Here is a 16,424-nt window from a genome sequence, read left to right as displayed (position 1 = left end):
GAGACTAGGAGGGTCGGGGAGAAATTATGAGCGGAACGATGAGCATATCCATTCACCCAATGTTAAGTGTTGCGCCCTATGCAGTGGGGCAAATGAAGTGCCAATATGCTCGGGTCGGTTACTGATGGGGCGGTCAGCGGTCCTGGCGCTTGGTCTCGGCAGCCTTGTGTGCGTGCTATTTGTTGGGTCGCTGCTGATTGGCCCGTCCAGCGCTTCCGTGGGCGACAGTTTGAACGCGTTGGTCACCGGGCAGGGCGGCCCGCTGGCCACCGTCATGCGCGAGATACGGCTCCCGCGTGCGCTATTGGGCGTGATGATCGGCGGTGCCTTGGGGCTTTCCGGGGCTGCGATGCAGGGCTATCTGCGCAACCCCTTGGCGGATCCGGGGTTGATCGGGGTCTCGGGCTCTGCAGCGTTGGGGGCTGTGCTGGCGATACAGACCGGATTGGCCGCGCTGGCAACGCTCGCGCTCCCCGCGATGGCGCTTGGCGGTGCCCTGCTGGGGGTGTTGTTGGTGTTGCTGTTGGCAGGTCCTCGGGGCACGTCACTGGCGCTGATCCTCGCTGGTATCGCAATATCGGCCTTTGCTGCGGCATTGACCTCGCTGGTGCTGAACCTGTCGCCGAACCCCTATGCGGCGAATGAGATCGTATTCTGGATGATGGGCTCCCTGGCGGACCGGTCCATGACCCATGTCTGGATCGCGATGCCCTTTCTGCTTGGGGGCGGTGTCCTGTTGGCGACCCTCGGGCGCGGGCTTGACGCGCTGACCTTGGGCGAAGACGCGGCAGAGGCGATGGGGATCAACCTATTCCGGCTTCGCCTCACGGTCATTATCGGTACGGCGGCGGTCGTTGGTGCCTCTACCGCCGTGGCGGGGGCGATCGGGTTTGTGGGGCTGGTCATGCCGCACCTGCTACGTGGCTTTGTTGGCGCGCGACCGGGGGCGCTGCTATGGGCCGCGACACTTGGCGGCGCGGCGATGATCCTCGCATCGGATATCCTTGTGCGCCTTGTGGTGCCCGACCGTGATCTCAAGCTTGGGGTTGTGACGGCATTGGTGGGCGCGCCGCTGTTTCTCCACCTGATCTATCGCACGCGGAGGGAAGGGCTATGACCCTGCTATCACTGCAAAACCTCTCCGTTCATCGGGGGCGGAAAACCGTTTTATCCGACATCAACCTGACCTTACGTGAAGGAGAGGTCGTAGGCCTGGTCGGGCCGAATGGTGCCGGTAAGACCACCTTGATGCGCGCGGCACTGGGCCTGATCCCCGCTGATGGCCAAAGTTCAATCGCCGCACTTGCCCCGCGCATGCGCGGGCGTGCCGCCGCGTGGATGCCCCAATCGCGCGAGATTGCATGGCCGGTCACGGTTGAAACGATCATTCGACTGGGCCGCACACCCCATCTACGGGGCGGGGAGAAAATACAGGCAGAAGATCAGACTGCCGTAGATCGTGCCATTGCGCAGATGGGTTTGGACACCTTCCGCAATCGTCCCGCCACACAGCTATCGGGTGGGGAGCAGGCGCGCGTGCTGATCGCCCGTAGCCTCGCGCAAGAGGCACCCTTGCTGATCGCAGACGAGCCCACCGCCGGGCTAGACCCCGCCCATCAAATCGCCGCGATGGAAAGCTTTTCCAAAGCAGCGGGCCAAGGACGTGGGGTGCTCGTCTCGCTTCATGATCTGGGATTGGCAGCGCGGCATTGCACAAGGTTGATCGTGTTACACAACGGCGCAGTTGTCGCAGACGACTTGCCACAGGTGGCGCTGACGACAGAGATTGTCAAAGCCGTCTTCGGCATCACTGCGTTCAGTGAAGTCACCGACAAAGGTTTTGTTTTCCAGCCGCTTGAGGTCGTTTCTTAACCGCTGCTGTCCCGAGAAACACCGGGGATGTCTACAGCGATGACACCCAATGATCGCGCGGTGGCCAGTGCAAGAACGGGGCTATCGGGCCCGCCAGTGCTGATCTGATACGCCCGCATTGCCCGCCGTGTCGCGTCGTCGAGCTCAGAATTAATGGCCCCGCCATAGAACCCTCGCGCCTCTAACGCGCGTTGCAGCGTTGCGATCACGTCGGGCGTAAGCGCGCTGGTGCAGGGCGTCTCGAACCAGTTGTCCACACGGGGAGAGACGATCTTTTGCCGTGTTTCCGTGCGGTAGATCGGCAGCGACTGGATCTCGCCGGTAGAGCTGATCTGCGCCGGCTGCACCTGTACCTGCTCCGTCACCGTTTCGATCACTGCAGGTGATACGGTCCGCCCCCAACAGCTGCCCGGTGCAGCCCCTGCCGGGCCCTTGGTTGTCGCCTCGCGAACGCCAGGCTCGGGTGCCTCTGCGTCTTGGGAGGGGGCATTACACGCTCCGAGCGAGACGAGAACCGTAAATGCGCAGGCAAATTGAACTAAATGTGATCGGGATAAATACTGCACAGCCGGGCCTTGCGGGTCAAAGGGTCCGTCGCAGGCTAGCGGCTTTTCGCAGCAATGCCTAGATGATAGGCCCATAGGGATGTGAATAATGCCATCCCCTTGCCTGAGCCGTGAAAAGGGGCTGGCGAAGCTGCGGGCTGCTGTTTACATATGTCGAAATTCTAAATTCGAAGGGGCATTCAGATGGCCAAGATCACTTATGTAGAACACAATGGCACCGAACATGTCGTCGATGTGGCCAATGGCCTGACCGTCATGGAAGGGGCCCGTGACAATAACATCCCCGGGATCGAGGCCGACTGCGGCGGTGCCTGCGCCTGCTCCACCTGCCACGTCTATGTGGATCCCGACTGGGTCGAAAAAGTGCCCGCCAAGGACGACATGGAAGAAGATATGCTCGACTTCGCGTTCGAGCCCGATCCCGCCACGTCCCGCCTGACCTGCCAGATCAAGGTCACAGACGCGCTGGACGGCCTGCGCGTGAAAATGCCCGAAAAGCAAATCTGATGCGACGGCTGGCGCGACATATGTCGTCGCGCCTTTTGCCGATCGTTGCGGCATGCGTGATCAATGCGCTGCCCGCATCTGCGCAAGACATCGCCCGCGCCAGCTTTGGTGATCCGACCACACGCTATGATCACGGCGTATTGGGCGATGCGGTCGAATGGGGCAGCCTGACGCTGGGCTTGGCTGACGGCACCAGCCGCCGCATAATCTTGCCCCAAGTCCTTGTATTCGAAGACACATCGCCCCGGATTGCGGATCTGGATGGTGATGGCCAACCCGAAGTGATCGTGGTTGAAAGCCATCAGTCCAAAGGTGCGCGGCTTGCGGTCTATGGCGCGTCCGGGCGCATCGCGCAGACGCCCTTTATCGGGCGGAAAAACCGCTGGCTTGCCCCGATTGGTGCTGCGGACTTCACCAGCAATGGGCGGCTCGAGATCGCGATCGTCGTCACTCCGCATCTGTCCGGTTCGGTGCAGCTGCTCGCTTACGATAACAGCGGCCTCACCGTCATTGCTACGGCAGAGGGGTTCACCAACCACCGCATCGGCGATCCGGACATCGCGGGGGGTATCCGCACATGCGGCCCACACCCCGAATTGATCCTTGCGCAGATGCCGTGGCAGCGCAGTGCGCCATCGCAAATGGTGGCCCTTCAGCTTGACGGCAAAACACTAAGCCCGCGAAGCTTCGACGTGCCCTTCACGGCCAGCAATATCGCCGCCGCCCAGGCCTGTACGCTCAACCCAAGCTGAACACAGACCTGCTTCCAAATGGTTAAAAATCCTGGGGGTCCGGGGGCAAGCCCCCGATTCATCTCGTCAGACCAGCAGGCCGCGCCCTCAGGACAGCGCACGCCAGCCGATATCGCGGCGGTAGAACCCGCCCGGCCAGTCAATCGCCTCGACCATCTCATAGGCGCGTGCCTGTGCCTCGGCCAGGGTGTCGCCGCGCGCTGTGACGTTCAGTACCCGTCCGCCACTGGCCGTTATCGCCCCGTCTTTCTTGGCGGTGCCCGCATGGAACACCATGTTGCGGCTGTCTTCGGGGAGGGCATCCAATCCCTTGATAACGCTGCCCTTGTCATAGCTTCCGGGATAGCCTTGCGCAGCCATAACGACGGTGACAGCGTGATCGTCGGCCCAGTTCACGCGGGCCTCGTTCAGGCGCCCTTCGGCGGCGGCATGCATCAGGTCAAAAGCCTGCGCGCCAAGGCGCATCATCAGGACCTGACACTCAGGGTCGCCAAAACGGGCGTTGTATTCGACCAGACGGGGGGCACCGTCCTTGATCATCAAACCAGCATAAAGCACCCCTTGGTAAGGCGTGCCGCGCTTGGCCATTTCGGCCATGGTCGGGCGGATGATTTCTGCCAACGCACGTTCGGCGATCTCGTCGGTCAGCACCGGCGCGGGCGAATAGGCCCCCATGCCGCCGGTGTTGGGGCCGGTATCGCCGTCGCCGACGCGTTTGTGGTCTTGGGCAGTGCCGATCGGCAGCACGGTGTCGCCGTCACACAAAACAAAGAAGGACGCTTCTTCGCCGTCCATAAACTCTTCGATCACCACCTCTGCGCCCGCGTCGCCGAAGGCACCGTCGAACATCGTATCGACGGCGGCCAGCGCCTCGGCATCGGTTTCGGCGATGATCACGCCTTTGCCCGCTGCAAGGCCGTCGGCCTTGATCACGATCGGGGCAGGGTGGTCGGCCAGATAGGCCCGCGCCGCGTCTGCGTCGGTGAAATGCCCATAGGCGGCAGTGGGGGCGTTTGCGGCGTCGCAGATCTCTTTCGTAAAGGCTTTGGAGGCTTCCAGCGCCGCGGCCGCTTTTGACGGGCCAAACACCAATACGCCGGCAGCGCGCAGATCATCGCCAACGCCTGCAGCAAGCGGGGCTTCTGGCCCGATGATGACGAAATCGATGTTGTTTTCATCGACAAAACCGACCACCGCCGCCCCGTCGTTGATGTCGAAACTGGCGCAATCCGCGATGGCGGCGATTCCGGCATTGCCCGGTGCCACGATCAGCTTGTCGCATTTAGGATTTTGCAATACGGCCCAGGCCAGGCTGTGTTCGCGCCCGCCGCTGCCCAGAATGAGGATGTTCATGGTTGCACTCCCTTGGCCTTGGTTGCTGCGCGTTCTAAGCTGGGACTGAGCCCGACACAAGATAAACACGGAAAGACACCGCTGATGGATCTGATCGACGACCCGCGCGAGGGGCAGAACAGCCCCGAATTCACCGTGACCGAGCTTTCGGGCGCGATCAAACGGGTGATCGAGGGCGAATTTGGCCACGTCCGGATTCGCGGCGAGGTGGGGCGTGTCAGCCGGCCACGTTCGGGGCATATCTATCTGGATCTCAAGGACGACAGTTCGGTTATTTCCGGTGTGATCTGGAAAGGCGTGTCAGCACGGCTTGAAACCCAACCCGAAGAGGGGATGGAGGTGATTGCCACGGGGCGCATCACCACCTTTGGCGGGCAGTCGAAATACCAGATCGTGATCGAAGATATCAAACCCGCGGGCATGGGCGCGCTGATGGCGTTGCTGGAAAAGCGCAAGGCGGCGCTGGCGGCCGAGGGGCTGTTCGCCCCTGAACGCAAACGCCCGCTGCCCTACCTGCCAGAGGTGATCGGCGTCGTGACCTCGCCCTCGGGGGCGGTGATCCGCGATATCCTGCACCGTCTGCGCGACCGGTTTCCGCGCAAGGTGTTGATCTGGCCCGTCGCCGTGCAGGGTGCGAAATGCGCACCAGAAGTCGCGCGCGCCATTGCGGGGTTCAACGCGCTGACCCCGGGGGGTGCCTTGCCGCGGCCTGATCTGTTGATTGTGGCGCGGGGCGGCGGTTCGGTCGAGGATCTATGGGGGTTCAACGAAGAGATCGTCGCTCGGGCAGCCGCAGCCTCCGACATTCCGCTGATTTCGGCGGTGGGGCATGAAACCGATACCACGCTGATCGACTATGTCTCTGACAAGCGCGCGCCCACACCGACGGCGGCAGCCGAGCTTGCGGTGCCTGTGCGCCATGAACTTGTCGCCCTGCTTGATGGGCAGGAGGCACGGATGACCCAAGCGCTCAGCCAGGGCCTTGCGCGCCGCGACCAGCGGTTGCGCGACATGGCGCGCGCGTTGCCTCGGCCCGACAGCCTGCTTGATGGTCCGCGCCAACGGCTCGATATGCGCGGCGCCCGTCTGGGTCCGGCGCTGACCGCGGGTGTGCAGAAACGCAAGGTGCATCTCTCTGACATCTCTGGCGCGTTGCGCCCTGCCAGCCTGCGCCGCAGCCTTCAGGCAGAGCAACGCAGGCTGGCCGCCCTGGCCGATCGCTTCCGCCCCGAGGCATTGGGCCGCGAGCAAAAGCGCCGTCTTGAGGGTTTGATCGCCCGTTTCCGCCCAGACGCGTTAGAGCAGGACCGCAAGCGGAAAGAGGAAGCCTTTCAATCGCTTGCGCGGCGGCTTTCAGATGCCGGGCAACGGCAGACCCAAGGCTGGCACAAACAGATTGCAGGGCTTGACCGTCTGCATGAAATGCTGAGCTATAAATCGACGTTGGCACGGGGCTACGCCGTGGTGCGCGGCGACGGGGGCGTGGTGACAACCAAGCAGGCGGCGCAGGATGCTTCGGCGCTCGAGATTGAATTTATCGACGGCAAGATGAAGATCGGCGGCGGGGCGGCCCCCAAAAAGACCCCCAAGAAAGCGCCCGAACAAGGCAGTCTCTTCTAGGTCTTAGACCCCTACTTTCGGGCCGAGGCAGGTGAAATCCTGACCGCTGTCTTGCGCCTCGTAAAGCTCGGTGGTGGTCGGGTCGTTTTCGAACTGCGCGATCAACCCGGACGCCCCTTCGCGAAAGCGCCAACACTGGGGTGCCGGATTCTCGTCATAGGTAAAGCAGATCTTTCCCGCATCTTCGTACCAGCTGCCTGACTTGCATTCACCGTCCAGAAAAGACCACTCGACGCGCCGGTTGCTCAGATACCGCTCGGCACCGTAGGTCTCTCCGTTTTGGGCGTAGAACAGGGTTTTGCCCCGTGTATAGGCGTCAAATTCTGCCGCCGACATCATGGATTGCGCGGCCAAAGGGGCGGCCTGTGTCAGGGCGAGGATCAGGGCAAGCTTTTTCATAGCCGCAGCGTGCCAGAAACCCGGGGCGTGATCTAGTCTTGATCGCGGACCGGCTGCCAACGCGCGACACGGCGGTCCATCACCCGGTGCCACAGTGGTGGGACCAGCGCCAGCACAGCCATCACCGGCAGGGACCGCGGCAGCATCGGCATGGTGCCAGGTGTCAGCTTTAGCGCCGGAAAGGCGCGCGAGGGGCGCATGTGATGGTCCGAATGGCGCGGCGCATTCAGCATCATCGCCGAGGAATACCACGCAGGCGCATTCCAACTATGCTGCGGGCCCACGGGCTCGGGCTTGCCATTTTCGGATATTTTGCGGCGCAGGCCATAGTGTTGCACATAGTCGGAAAGCAACAGCTGCATTTGCGCATAGACCGCCAGCGCCAGCATCGCAACGACCCCGCGTGCTCCGGCCACTGCAAAGCTGGCGGCGAGGGTGATCAACGCACCGGCGACATAGGTGACATAAGGGTGTGACAGCAGGTGCCGTTTTCCACGCCGCTGCCGCGTATCAGCCCGTAGCCCGGCCATAAACTCGCCTTTTAGGGCGCGCAGGGCATAGGTATAGAAGCCTTCGCCCAATCTGGCCGAATTCGGATCATGCTCCGTTGCGACGTAGATGTGATGCACGCGCAGGTGGGCCGACACGTGATGGCCGTGCAAAAGGCTGCAATAAATTGCGGTGCCGATCCGTCGGGGCCATTTCGATGCGGCGTGGATCAGCTCATGCGCGTTGGAGTTCGAGATCTGGCCAAGAAACAGACCAAGCCCGATATAAATCAACAGCTTGTCGGTCACCTTCAACGCGTCGCTTGCGCCCAGCGCCCAGACCCCAAGGGGTAAAAGCGTGAAATGCACAGCGCCCAGTGTCAGGCTTAGAACACGACCCGAAGAGTTTCGCACTGGCAGTCGGCGAGATAGCCTATCAAGGCAAAACACGACCACAGTGATCGACAGCAGCGCGATCAGGGGCCAGGGGCCGCCGCGTAGACAGGCGAGAAACAGAAATATCGCTGGGGTCAGGCTGGCGATGCTGTACCAGAACATAGGGCGGCTCCGCTGGGGACCCGTGTTTCTTATACGCGAAACGGCGCGTGAAAAAGGGCCTAGGTCGCCGCAGGTACCGCGTAAAGTGCTGCGGATTGGTCGCTTTTACTCTGCGCAAGCTGATGCGGCTTTGATAGCGTGATGCGAAAGCGATACAAAAGGGCAGCCCGATGGCGTTGGATAATCATGATACCTCAGATGCAAACGCACCGCGCAAAGGTGTGTGGAAATCCGGCAAGGGTAAGGGGCGCAGCCACACCAAGGGTCGTCAGCTGCAAGAGGACGCGTGGGATGAGGTGCGCGCCCTATTGGCGGATAAACCGCGACGTGCCGATCTGCTGATTGAGCATTTGCATCTTATTCAAGATAAATTCGGGCATCTTTCTGCGGCGCACCTGCGCGCTTTGGCCGAAGAAATGCGCATGAGCATGGCGGAAGTTTACGAAGTCGCAACGTTCTATGCCCATTTTGATGTGGTGAAAGAGGGGGAAACACCACCGCCCGCGCTGACCATACGGATTTGCGATTCTCTGTCCTGCGAATTGGCCGGTGCGCAGGCGTTGAAAGCCGCACTGGAAGATGGGTTGGACGCGTCAGAGGTGCGTGTCGTGCGTGCGCCTTGTATGGGGCGTTGTGATACGGCACCGGCGCTTGAGATCGGGCATAACTTTGTCGACCACGCAACCTTGGAACAGGTGAAGCAGGTCATCGCGGCAGGCGATACCCATGTTCATATGCCCGACTACGAAGCGTTCGACGCCTATGTCGCTGACGGGGGGTATGAGGCGCTCACGAAACTGCGCCGTGATGGCGATTGGGAGGACGTGCAGCAAAACCTGCTCGACGCTGGTTTGCGCGGTCTTGGCGGCGCCGGTTTCCCGTCGGGCAAGAAATGGGGGTTCGTGCGGGATAATGCGGGCCCGCGCTATATGGCGGTCAACGGCGATGAGGGGGAGCCCGGCACCTTCAAGGATCGCTGGTACCTGGAACGCGTACCACATCTTTTCCTAGAGGGGATGCTGATCGCCGCATGGGCCGTAGAGGCAGAGAAAGTGTTCTTGTACATGCGGGACGAATACCCGCAGGTGCTCGCGCTCCTTCGGACAGAGATTGCGGCGCTCGAGGCTGCAGGCATTGTTCCCGCAGGATACATCGATCTGCGGCGCGGTGCGGGGGCTTATATTTGCGGAGAAGAATCCGCGATGATTGAAAGCATCGAGGGCAAGCGTGGGCTGCCGCGGCACCGTCCCCCCTATGTGGCGCAGGTGGGTGTCTTTGGTCGGCCCACCTTGGTGCATAACGTTGAAACCCTGCATTGGGTGGCGCGCATCTGCCGCGAAGGGGCCGAGGTGCTGAGCAGCACGGAAAAGAACGGGCGTAAGGGCCTGCGCAGCTATTCGGTATCCGGGCGCGTTGCCAAACCGGGGATGTATGAACTGCCTGCGGGATCCACGATCACCGATGTCATCGAGGCTGCGGGTGGCATGGCCGACGGGCACCGGTTCAAAGCCTATCAACCGGGTGGGCCATCTTCGGGGCTGCTGCCCGCTGCGATGGATGATATACCACTCGACTTTGATACATTGCAGCCGCACGGGTCTTTCATCGGCTCTGCAGCTGTGGTGGTTCTGTCGGACCAAGACAGCGCCAAGGCCGCAGCGTTGAATATGCTACGTTTTTTTGAGGATGAAAGCTGCGGGCAATGCACCCCCTGTCGCGTGGGCTGCGAAAAAGCCGTCAAGCTGATGCAGGCGGATCGATGGGATAAACCCCTGCTGGAAGAGCTCTCGACCGCTATGGTCGATGCCTCTATCTGCGGGTTGGGGCAGGCAGCGCCGAACCCGATCCGCCTAGTGATCAAACACTTCGCGGACGAGGTTTAGAACGGGATAGCCACCGCGCCAGAGGGGGAATTAGTTCTGCACCACCAAACAGGTGCACCCCGTCGCGCGCATCCTATCGCACAGGCGCTGGGCGTCGGTGCGGGTGTTGCTGCCGTATTGCCCAAAGTAGAATCCCTTGCGGCGCGACACGCGGTTTTTCTTTAACAGGAAATCCAGACGCCGCCCTTTTACCGCGCTGCGACAGCTTGCTGTCTGGGCATTGGCTTTATCCCGCGCGCGGTCCTTGCTGGTCCCGAAGGATACCTGAACCCCCCAGGGTTTGATCACCGGGGCAGGGGGTGTCACTTTTAGGGCGGTCACCCGACGATTGCGCGCCATCTCGTAGCAGGCGGGCAGGAAAGCTTGCGTTTTTGAGAGCCGGAAATCGGGCGTTTTGGGCGGCGCATCGCGCCATTGCTCTGCGTCCAGACCGGTGATGATGGGGACATAGGCGACCGTCTCGGGGGCGAGCCCCTTGCCGTCCAGAAACCCCTCCGCACGTCGTTCGCCGCCATTGTAGCCGATCGCAGCCAGTCCTTCGTTCCCGTATTTCTGCGTCATTTCAGCCAGATACTGGGCAGAGTGTTCCAGTGCATCAGCTGGATTATACGGGTCTTTCAGCCCGCGCAGCGCGGCGGTGGAGGGGATAAACTGCGCAATGCCGCGCGCATTGGCATGGCTCAACGCGTTTTGGTCAAACCGGCTTTCTTGCCAGATCAGTCGCGCGAAAAATCCGCTGTCCAGCCCGTGCCGCTCGGAAAAGACCTTGATCGCGTTGCACGTGTCATACACGAAATGCACAGGGCGGATGCAGTGGGCATGGCCCCATTTGGTGCTGGAACAGTAGCGCCGGTCCGGCTCGGCCTGCGCCGCCCCTGCCATCAGTATCACCCAGAGCACCCAAAAAAACCGCATGCAGACTTGGTGCGCGACGGGCCCCTTGCTGTCAATTGCTCTTGTCGCCCTTCCATCCCGCCGGTCGAGCCTATAGATCATAGAAAACGCCTGACAATTCGGAGAGCGCGCTTGGCCTTTTTTCAAAAGCTGAAATCCAAAATGTTCAAATCCTCGTCCAAGATCGACGAGGGGCTTGAGGCGATTGTCGAAGATGGCGGGGCGACGGATACCCCTGAAACGGTGGATGAAGTTCCTGTCGATCAGGTGATGGATGCGCCGCAGGCCGCGGCCCAAGCATTGCCCGAAGCGGTGGATGATGAACCCGCACCGAGGCCCGCGGATGAAGAGCATACGCCCGCGCCCTTGCCGCTGCGCGAGACGATGACCCCCGTGGCCCCCGATCTGGTGCCCGCACCCCCCGAGGCAGCACCGGCCAAACCCGGTCTGATGGGCCGCTTGATGGGACGCAGCGCCGCGGCCCCTGTTGTGCGGCGTGTGCTGGATGACGAGATGCTCGAACAGCTCGAAGAGCTGCTGATCTCGACCGATATGGGCGTGGATACGGCCCTGCGCGTCACCGCGAATATGGCCGAGGGGCGCTTTGGCAAGCGTCTGTCTGTGGACGAGATCAAGCGCCTCATGGCGACAGAGGTCGCGCGGATCATGGACCCGATTGCCAAGCCCTTGCCGATCTATGCCAAGACACCGCAGGTGGTGCTTGTGGTGGGGGTAAACGGGTCGGGCAAGACGACCACAATCGGCAAGCTGGCCAGCCAGTTCAAAGCCGCAGGCAAGAACGTCGTAATCGCCGCCGGTGACACATTTCGCGCGGCCGCCGTCGAACAATTGCAGGTCTGGGGCGACCGTGCCGACGTGCCGGTATTGACCGCAGGGCAGGGGTCTGACCCGGCGAGCCTTGCGTTTGACGCGATGACACAGGCGGAGCGTGACGGCGCTGATCTGCTGCTGATTGACACGGCCGGACGGTTGCAGAACCGCGGCGACCTGATGGAAGAACTGGCCAAGATCGTGCGGGTCATTCGCAAGAAAGACCCAAGCGCGCCGCATAACACGCTGTTGGTGCTGGATGCGACGACAGGGCAGAATGCGCTCAACCAAGTGAAGGTTTTTCAGGAAATTTCAGATGTTTCCGGTCTGGTCATGACCAAGCTGGATGGCACGGCCAAGGGCGGTGTGCTGGTGGCGCTTGCAGATAAGTTCGGGCTGCCGATCCACGCCATCGGCGTGGGCGAACAGATTGATGATCTGCAGCCTTTTGACCCGCAGGAGTTTGCGGATGCCTTGATGGGGCTGGACCCGCAGTGACGCAGCATAAAGGTTCGGCGACATGACCGAATGGATCAGCCAAATTGAAGGCACCGCAGCGGGGCACCAAGCGGCGCTTTGGCTTGCGCTGGCCGCGGCTTTTCTGCACGCCGTTTTTGGCGCGCTTCAGAAAGGGCGGCATGATCCGTGGTTGACCCGCGGGGCGATCGACTTTTCCTATTGCCTGATGGCAGCGCCCTTTGCGCTGTTTGTCGTGCCGTGGCCCGAGCCCCATATGTGGGTCATTTTTGCCGGGGCTTGGGCGATCCATATTGTGTACAAGCTGTTACAGGCCTGGGCCTACACCAAGGGGGCCTATACGGTCGTCTACCCTGTCGTGCGCGGCACGGGGCCCTTGTTCACCGTGATCGGCGCCTACCTCATTTTTGGAGAGAGCTTTTCGGGCGTGCAATGGTTGGGCGTTGCGGTGCTGGTGGCCGGCATATTCGGGCTGGCGCTGTATAACTTTGTCTACCTCGTGTCCGAACGCGATACGCTGAACGCCGCCCTTGGGCTGGCGGTGCTGACGGGGCTTTTCGTGGCTCTTTATACGACATTCGACGCCTATGGCATCCGCGCGACGGACAACCCGTTTACCTTTCTGGCGTGGTTTTTCATGATCGACGGGCTGGTCATGCCCGTGATCGCCGCGCGCCGCTGGCTGCGGATGGAGGATCGCCCCGACCTTGGCCCGTTGATGACCCGCGGCGTGGCGGGTGGCTTTGTCGCCTTTTTCAGCTTTGGTTCGATCATGCTGGCGACCCGTCTGGACAAAGTGGGCGAGGCCGCCGTGCTGCGTGAAACCTCGACCGTGTTTGCGGCGCTGATCGGATGGTTGGTGCTGAAAGAAACCGTAGGCCCGCGCCGTATTGCCCTGATGGCGCTGATCGCGCTTGGCGCGGTGATCGTCGAAATGGGCGGATAACTGGAGAGCAAGATGAGCACGACACGCGAGATAAACCCTTTCGTCAAATCGGCGCTGGAATACGGGCCGGTGCTGATATTCTTTGTCGCCTATCTGCGCTTCAAGGACGAGACCTTCACCCTGTGGGGCACCGACTACAGCGGCTTTATCGTGGTGACGGCGGCCTTCGTGCCGCTGTTGATCCTGTCGACGGGCGCGCTGTGGGCGCTGACGGGCAAGATCAGCCGCATGCAGGTTGCCACAGTCATTCTGGTGACGCTGTTCGGGGGCCTGTCGGTTTGGCTGAATGACGAGAGGTTCTTTAAAATGAAGCCGACCGCCATCTACCTTTTGTTTGCAGTGCTGCTGGCGATCGGTCTGGCGCGGGGGCAATCCTATCTCAAGTTCGTGATGGAAGAGATGATGCCTCTGAATGACGCCGGCTGGATGATCCTGACCAAACGGCTGATGCTGTGCTTTTTCGGTCTGGCGCTCGCGAACGAGCTGATCTGGCGCTTTGCCAGCACCGAGACTTGGGTGTATTTCAAGACATTCGGGCTGACGGCGGCGGTGTTTGTGTTTTTCATGACGCAAGGGCGGCTGTTCCAGACCTATGGTTTGGAAAAAGACGAAAGCTAGGACGGGGGCCAGCCCCCGCTGCCCCGTATGGGGCAGCACCCCCGGGATTTACGGCCATTTGGAAGGCGGCTTGCTGTTATAGTTGACGCGAGCGGGCGAGGGGCGTAGCAGATGACACGTGGCGATTTGATACCGGATTGCGGGCCACGGGCAGAGTAACCTGCCAAATTCCGCTAAAAGGTCAGGATGAAAGCCCCCTTTCGCTTGACCGCGTCTGGGGTTTTTTTACGCCCGCTGCACGGCGGGACAGGAAGGATGAGAGAATGAGCGTTGATTGGAAACCACGGACCAAGGCTGTTCACAGTGGCACCCGCCGCAGCCAGTATAACGAAGTGTCCGAGGCCGTGTTCCTGACACAGGGTTTTGTCTATGACAGCGCCGAACAGGCCGAGGCGCGGTTCCAGTCGCTGGGGGATGACGAGTTTATCTATGCCCGCTATGGCAACCCCACGGTGCGCATGTTCGAGGACCGGATCTCGGGCCTTTTGGGGTATGAGGATTGTTTCGCCTGTACCTCTGGTATGGCGGCGGTCAGCGGCGCGCTGACATCGCTGCTGAAAGCAGGCGATCACGTGGTCGCCGCGCGCGCGCTTTTCGGGTCGTGCCTCTATGTGCTGGAGGATATCCTGGCGCGTTTCGGGGTCGAGGTGACCTTGATCGACGGCACGGATAATGCGGCCTGGGATGCTGCCATTCGCCCTGACACGACCATGGTCTTCTTCGAGAGCATTTCGAACCCCACCCTGGAAGTCGTTGACATGCGCCATGTGGTGAAAGCGGCCCATGCCGTCGGCGCGCTGGTGCTGGCGGATGACGCGATGGCGACGCCGGTATTCTCCTATGCCAAGGAATGTGGTGCGGATATCGCCATTATCTCGACCACGAAACATGTGGACGGGCAGGGGCGTATGCTGGGCGGTGCAATTTGCGGCCCCAAAGAGCTGATCCGCGGACCCGTCGAAGCCTATATGAAACACACCGGCGGCGCGATGAACCCGTTTACCGCCTGGACCCACCTCAAGGCGCTTGAAACCATCGACCTGCGTGTGCGTGCCCAGGCGGATGCCGCCTATAAGATCGCTGATGCGCTGAACGGGCACCCCAACCTGAGCGCTGTGCGCTATCCGACACATCCCAGCCATCCGCAGCACGCGCTCGCCACGTCTCATGCGCCGTCGGCGGGGACTGTCTTGGCGGTAGAGGTCAAGGGCGGTAAGGACGCGTGTTTTGCATTCCTTAATGCGCTCGAGATTATCACCATCTCGAACAACTTCGCCGATGCGAAATCCATCGCGACCCATCCGGCGACCACCACGCACCAGCGTTTGCCGGATGACCAGAAGGCCACGCTGGGGATCAGCCCCGGCCTTGTGCGCTTGTCTGCGGGGCTTGAAGACGTGGATGATCTGATTGCCGACATCCGTCAGGCGCTGGACACATTGAAGTGATCACTCGGGGGCTTTGCCTGCTTGGCTGGACGGAGCATTGGTAAAGCCCCCGATATCGCCTATATAGGGGGCAACTTGCGAAAGGGCCTTGCTATGAATATCGCCGCGACAGTGATACCGGACCGTGATGACGCGGTTGCGGCACTTGATACGTTGCGGGCCTGGGCGCGCAAGGCCAGCGCCGCCGAGATTGAGACGCTGGACCCGTCGCTGGCCCGTCTGCTGCAAAGCGCCGAAAGCTACCCGCAGTTCAGCCGCGATTACCCCAGTGATTTCGCCGTGGGTGACAATTACAAGGCCACGCTACCCGATCTGCAAAACGGCCCGTCGAGCCTGATCCGTGGTGCGAAACAGCAGATCCAGCATGTGGGGATATCGAACTTTCGTTTGCCCATGCGGTTTCACACCCGCGAGGGCAGCGATCTGACGCTCGAGACATCGGTCACCGGATCGGTCAGCCTTGAGGCGGATAAGAAGGGCATCAACATGTCCCGCATCATGCGCAGTTTCTATAAACATGCGGATGAGGTGTTCAGCTTCGAGGTGATGGAAGCTGCGCTGGATGATTATAAGTCCGACCTCGAAAGCTATGATGCCCGCATCCAGATGCGGTTTTCCTTTCCGGTGCAGATTGATAGCCTGCGGTCGGGCCTGTCGGGATACCAGTATTACGACATTGCGCTTGAGCTGGTCGAGGCCGCAGGCGCGCGCAAGAAGATCATCCACCTTGATTACGTCTATTCCTCTACCTGTCCCTGTTCGCTGGAGCTGTCCGAGCATGCCCGTGCGACACGGGGGCAGCTTGCCACGCCGCATTCGCAACGCTCTGTCGCGCGGATCTCGGTCGAGGTGAACTGCGAGGAAAGCTGCCTGTGGTTCGAAGACCTGATCGACGCGGCGCGGCGCGCGGTGCCGACAGAGACCCAGGTGATGGTCAAACGCGAGGACGAACAGGCGTTTGCCGAGTTGAACGCCGCTAACCCGATCTTTGTCGAAGACGCGGCGCGGTTGTTCTGCGAGCAGTTGCAAGCCGAACCGCGGGTGCGTGATTTTCGCGTTGTAGCCAGCCACCAAGAAAGCCTGCACAGTCATGATGCGATCTCTGTTCTGACGCAGGGCGATACCTTTGCGGCTCAAAGCATTGACCCCAGACTGTTCAGCACGCTGTTTCACGTCGGCTGATGTTTGCACGGTTTTAGGGCAGTTACTCTG

16 protein-coding genes are annotated in these 16,424 nt (G+C 61.2%); 11 read left to right on the top strand and 5 right to left on the bottom strand.

Annotated features, from left to right (window positions below):
* Positions 1-124: 124 nt before the first annotated feature.
* A complete protein-coding gene (locus AADW22_RS12030) occupies positions 125-1,117 on the top strand; it encodes an iron ABC transporter permease (RefSeq protein ID WP_260003247.1) in 993 nt (330 codons plus the stop codon).
* Positions 1,114-1,872: an ABC transporter ATP-binding protein gene (locus AADW22_RS12025; RefSeq protein WP_407473799.1), complete on the top strand. Its 759-nt coding sequence runs from the start codon at positions 1,114-1,116 to the stop codon at positions 1,870-1,872. The genes AADW22_RS12030 and AADW22_RS12025 overlap by 4 nt, the downstream gene beginning before the upstream one ends.
* Here the strand turns inward: AADW22_RS12025 and AADW22_RS12020 are convergent.
* Positions 1,869-2,237, bottom strand: a complete 369-nt coding sequence (locus AADW22_RS12020) for a peptidoglycan-binding domain-containing protein (RefSeq protein ID WP_244268797.1) — start codon at positions 2,235-2,237, stop codon at positions 1,869-1,871. The genes AADW22_RS12025 and AADW22_RS12020 overlap by 4 nt on opposite strands.
* A gap of 384 nt (positions 2,238-2,621) precedes the next feature.
* Between AADW22_RS12020 and AADW22_RS12015 the strand changes: the two genes are divergently transcribed.
* Positions 2,622-2,945 (top strand): 2Fe-2S iron-sulfur cluster-binding protein, encoded by a 324-nt coding sequence (locus tag AADW22_RS12015; RefSeq protein ID WP_005854231.1) that lies wholly within the window; start codon positions 2,622-2,624, stop codon positions 2,943-2,945.
* 20 nt (positions 2,946-2,965) lie between these two features.
* A complete protein-coding gene (locus AADW22_RS12010) occupies positions 2,966-3,697 on the top strand; it encodes an FG-GAP repeat domain-containing protein (protein ID WP_407473798.1) in 732 nt (243 codons plus the stop codon).
* Positions 3,698-3,784: 87 nt separating this feature from the next.
* On the opposite strand, the gene purD is transcribed toward AADW22_RS12010, so the two are convergent.
* Positions 3,785-5,050 carry a phosphoribosylamine--glycine ligase gene (gene purD / locus AADW22_RS12005; protein WP_407473797.1) on the bottom strand — a complete coding sequence of 422 codons (1,266 nt, stop codon included), beginning with the start codon at positions 5,048-5,050 and terminating at the stop codon, positions 3,785-3,787.
* Between the two features lie 84 nt (positions 5,051-5,134).
* Between purD and xseA the strand changes: the two genes are divergently transcribed.
* Positions 5,135-6,670 (top strand): exodeoxyribonuclease VII large subunit, encoded by a 1,536-nt coding sequence (xseA, locus tag AADW22_RS12000; protein ID WP_132997350.1) that lies wholly within the window; start codon positions 5,135-5,137, stop codon positions 6,668-6,670.
* A 3-nt stretch (positions 6,671-6,673) separates the two neighbouring features.
* Here the strand turns inward: xseA and AADW22_RS11995 are convergent, their stop codons facing one another.
* Together AADW22_RS11995 and AADW22_RS11990 are read right to left on the bottom strand one after the other, a co-directional pair.
* Positions 6,674-7,069: a hypothetical protein gene (locus tag AADW22_RS11995; RefSeq protein ID WP_132997349.1), complete on the bottom strand. Its 396-nt coding sequence runs from the start codon at positions 7,067-7,069 to the stop codon at positions 6,674-6,676.
* A gap of 32 nt (positions 7,070-7,101) precedes the next feature.
* Positions 7,102-8,115 carry an alkane 1-monooxygenase gene (locus AADW22_RS11990; protein WP_407473796.1) on the bottom strand — a complete coding sequence of 338 codons (1,014 nt, stop codon included), beginning with the start codon at positions 8,113-8,115 and terminating at the stop codon, positions 7,102-7,104.
* Positions 8,116-8,285: 170 nt separating this feature from the next.
* Here AADW22_RS11990 and AADW22_RS11985 point away from each other — a divergent pair, with 170 nt between their 5' ends.
* On the top strand, positions 8,286-9,998 hold the full coding sequence (locus AADW22_RS11985; RefSeq protein WP_407473795.1) for an NAD(P)H-dependent oxidoreductase subunit E: 1,713 nt from the start codon (positions 8,286-8,288) through the stop codon (positions 9,996-9,998).
* A gap of 30 nt (positions 9,999-10,028) precedes the next feature.
* On the opposite strand, the gene AADW22_RS11980 is transcribed toward AADW22_RS11985, so the two are convergent.
* Positions 10,029-10,913 carry a lytic transglycosylase domain-containing protein gene (locus AADW22_RS11980; protein ID WP_407473794.1) on the bottom strand — a complete coding sequence of 295 codons (885 nt, stop codon included), beginning with the start codon at positions 10,911-10,913 and terminating at the stop codon, positions 10,029-10,031.
* Positions 10,914-11,024: 111 nt separating this feature from the next.
* Here AADW22_RS11980 and ftsY point away from each other — a divergent pair, with 111 nt between their 5' ends.
* From ftsY to folE2, 5 genes are all read left to right on the top strand, one after another.
* Positions 11,025-12,221 (top strand): signal recognition particle-docking protein FtsY, encoded by a 1,197-nt coding sequence (gene ftsY, locus AADW22_RS11975; RefSeq protein WP_407473793.1) that lies wholly within the window; start codon positions 11,025-11,027, stop codon positions 12,219-12,221.
* A 22-nt stretch (positions 12,222-12,243) separates the two neighbouring features.
* Entirely contained in the window at positions 12,244-13,146 is a 903-nt protein-coding gene (locus AADW22_RS11970) for a DMT family transporter (protein WP_037963973.1), read from the top strand.
* Between the two features lie 12 nt (positions 13,147-13,158).
* Complete coding sequence (locus tag AADW22_RS11965; RefSeq protein ID WP_005854205.1) at positions 13,159-13,764, top strand: inner membrane-spanning protein YciB; 606 nt, start codon at positions 13,159-13,161, stop codon at positions 13,762-13,764.
* A gap of 263 nt (positions 13,765-14,027) precedes the next feature.
* Positions 14,028-15,212 (top strand): aminotransferase class V-fold PLP-dependent enzyme, encoded by a 1,185-nt coding sequence (locus tag AADW22_RS11960; RefSeq protein ID WP_407473792.1) that lies wholly within the window; start codon positions 14,028-14,030, stop codon positions 15,210-15,212.
* 93 nt (positions 15,213-15,305) lie between these two features.
* Complete coding sequence (folE2, locus tag AADW22_RS11955; RefSeq protein WP_407473791.1) at positions 15,306-16,394, top strand: GTP cyclohydrolase FolE2; 1,089 nt, start codon at positions 15,306-15,308, stop codon at positions 16,392-16,394.
* The last annotated feature ends 30 nt before the right edge of the window (positions 16,395-16,424 follow it).

The organism is Sulfitobacter sp. PM12, from assembly GCF_045586035.1.
Classification (GTDB): Bacteria; Pseudomonadota; Alphaproteobacteria; order Rhodobacterales; family Rhodobacteraceae; genus Sulfitobacter; species Sulfitobacter pontiacus.
This window is presented reverse-complemented; position numbering and strand designations above follow the sequence as displayed.

Excerpts from the sequence above, each read along its gene's own strand:
- AADW22_RS12030 (WP_260003247.1), top strand. The coding sequence starts at position 125 with ATGGGGCGGTCAGCGGTCCTGGCGCTTGGTCTCGGCAGCCTTGTGTGC.
- AADW22_RS12025 (WP_407473799.1), top strand. The coding sequence starts at position 1,114 with ATGACCCTGCTATCACTGCAAAACCTCTCCGTTCATCGGGGGCGGAAA.
- AADW22_RS12015 (WP_005854231.1), top strand. The coding sequence starts at position 2,622 with ATGGCCAAGATCACTTATGTAGAACACAATGGCACCGAACATGTCGTC.
- AADW22_RS12010 (WP_407473798.1), top strand. The coding sequence starts at position 2,966 with ATGTCGTCGCGCCTTTTGCCGATCGTTGCGGCATGCGTGATCAATGCG.
- purD (WP_407473797.1), bottom strand. The coding sequence starts at position 5,050 with ATGAACATCCTCATTCTGGGCAGCGGCGGGCGCGAACACAGCCTGGCC.
- xseA (WP_132997350.1), top strand. The coding sequence starts at position 5,135 with ATGGATCTGATCGACGACCCGCGCGAGGGGCAGAACAGCCCCGAATTC.
- AADW22_RS11995 (WP_132997349.1), bottom strand. The coding sequence starts at position 7,069 with ATGAAAAAGCTTGCCCTGATCCTCGCCCTGACACAGGCCGCCCCTTTG.
- AADW22_RS11990 (WP_407473796.1), bottom strand. The coding sequence starts at position 8,115 with ATGTTCTGGTACAGCATCGCCAGCCTGACCCCAGCGATATTTCTGTTT.
- AADW22_RS11985 (WP_407473795.1), top strand. The coding sequence starts at position 8,286 with ATGGCGTTGGATAATCATGATACCTCAGATGCAAACGCACCGCGCAAA.
- AADW22_RS11980 (WP_407473794.1), bottom strand. The coding sequence starts at position 10,913 with ATGCGGTTTTTTTGGGTGCTCTGGGTGATACTGATGGCAGGGGCGGCG.
- AADW22_RS11970 (WP_037963973.1), top strand. The coding sequence starts at position 12,244 with ATGACCGAATGGATCAGCCAAATTGAAGGCACCGCAGCGGGGCACCAA.
- AADW22_RS11965 (WP_005854205.1), top strand. The coding sequence starts at position 13,159 with ATGAGCACGACACGCGAGATAAACCCTTTCGTCAAATCGGCGCTGGAA.
- AADW22_RS11960 (WP_407473792.1), top strand. The coding sequence starts at position 14,028 with ATGAGCGTTGATTGGAAACCACGGACCAAGGCTGTTCACAGTGGCACC.
- folE2 (WP_407473791.1), top strand. The coding sequence starts at position 15,306 with ATGAATATCGCCGCGACAGTGATACCGGACCGTGATGACGCGGTTGCG.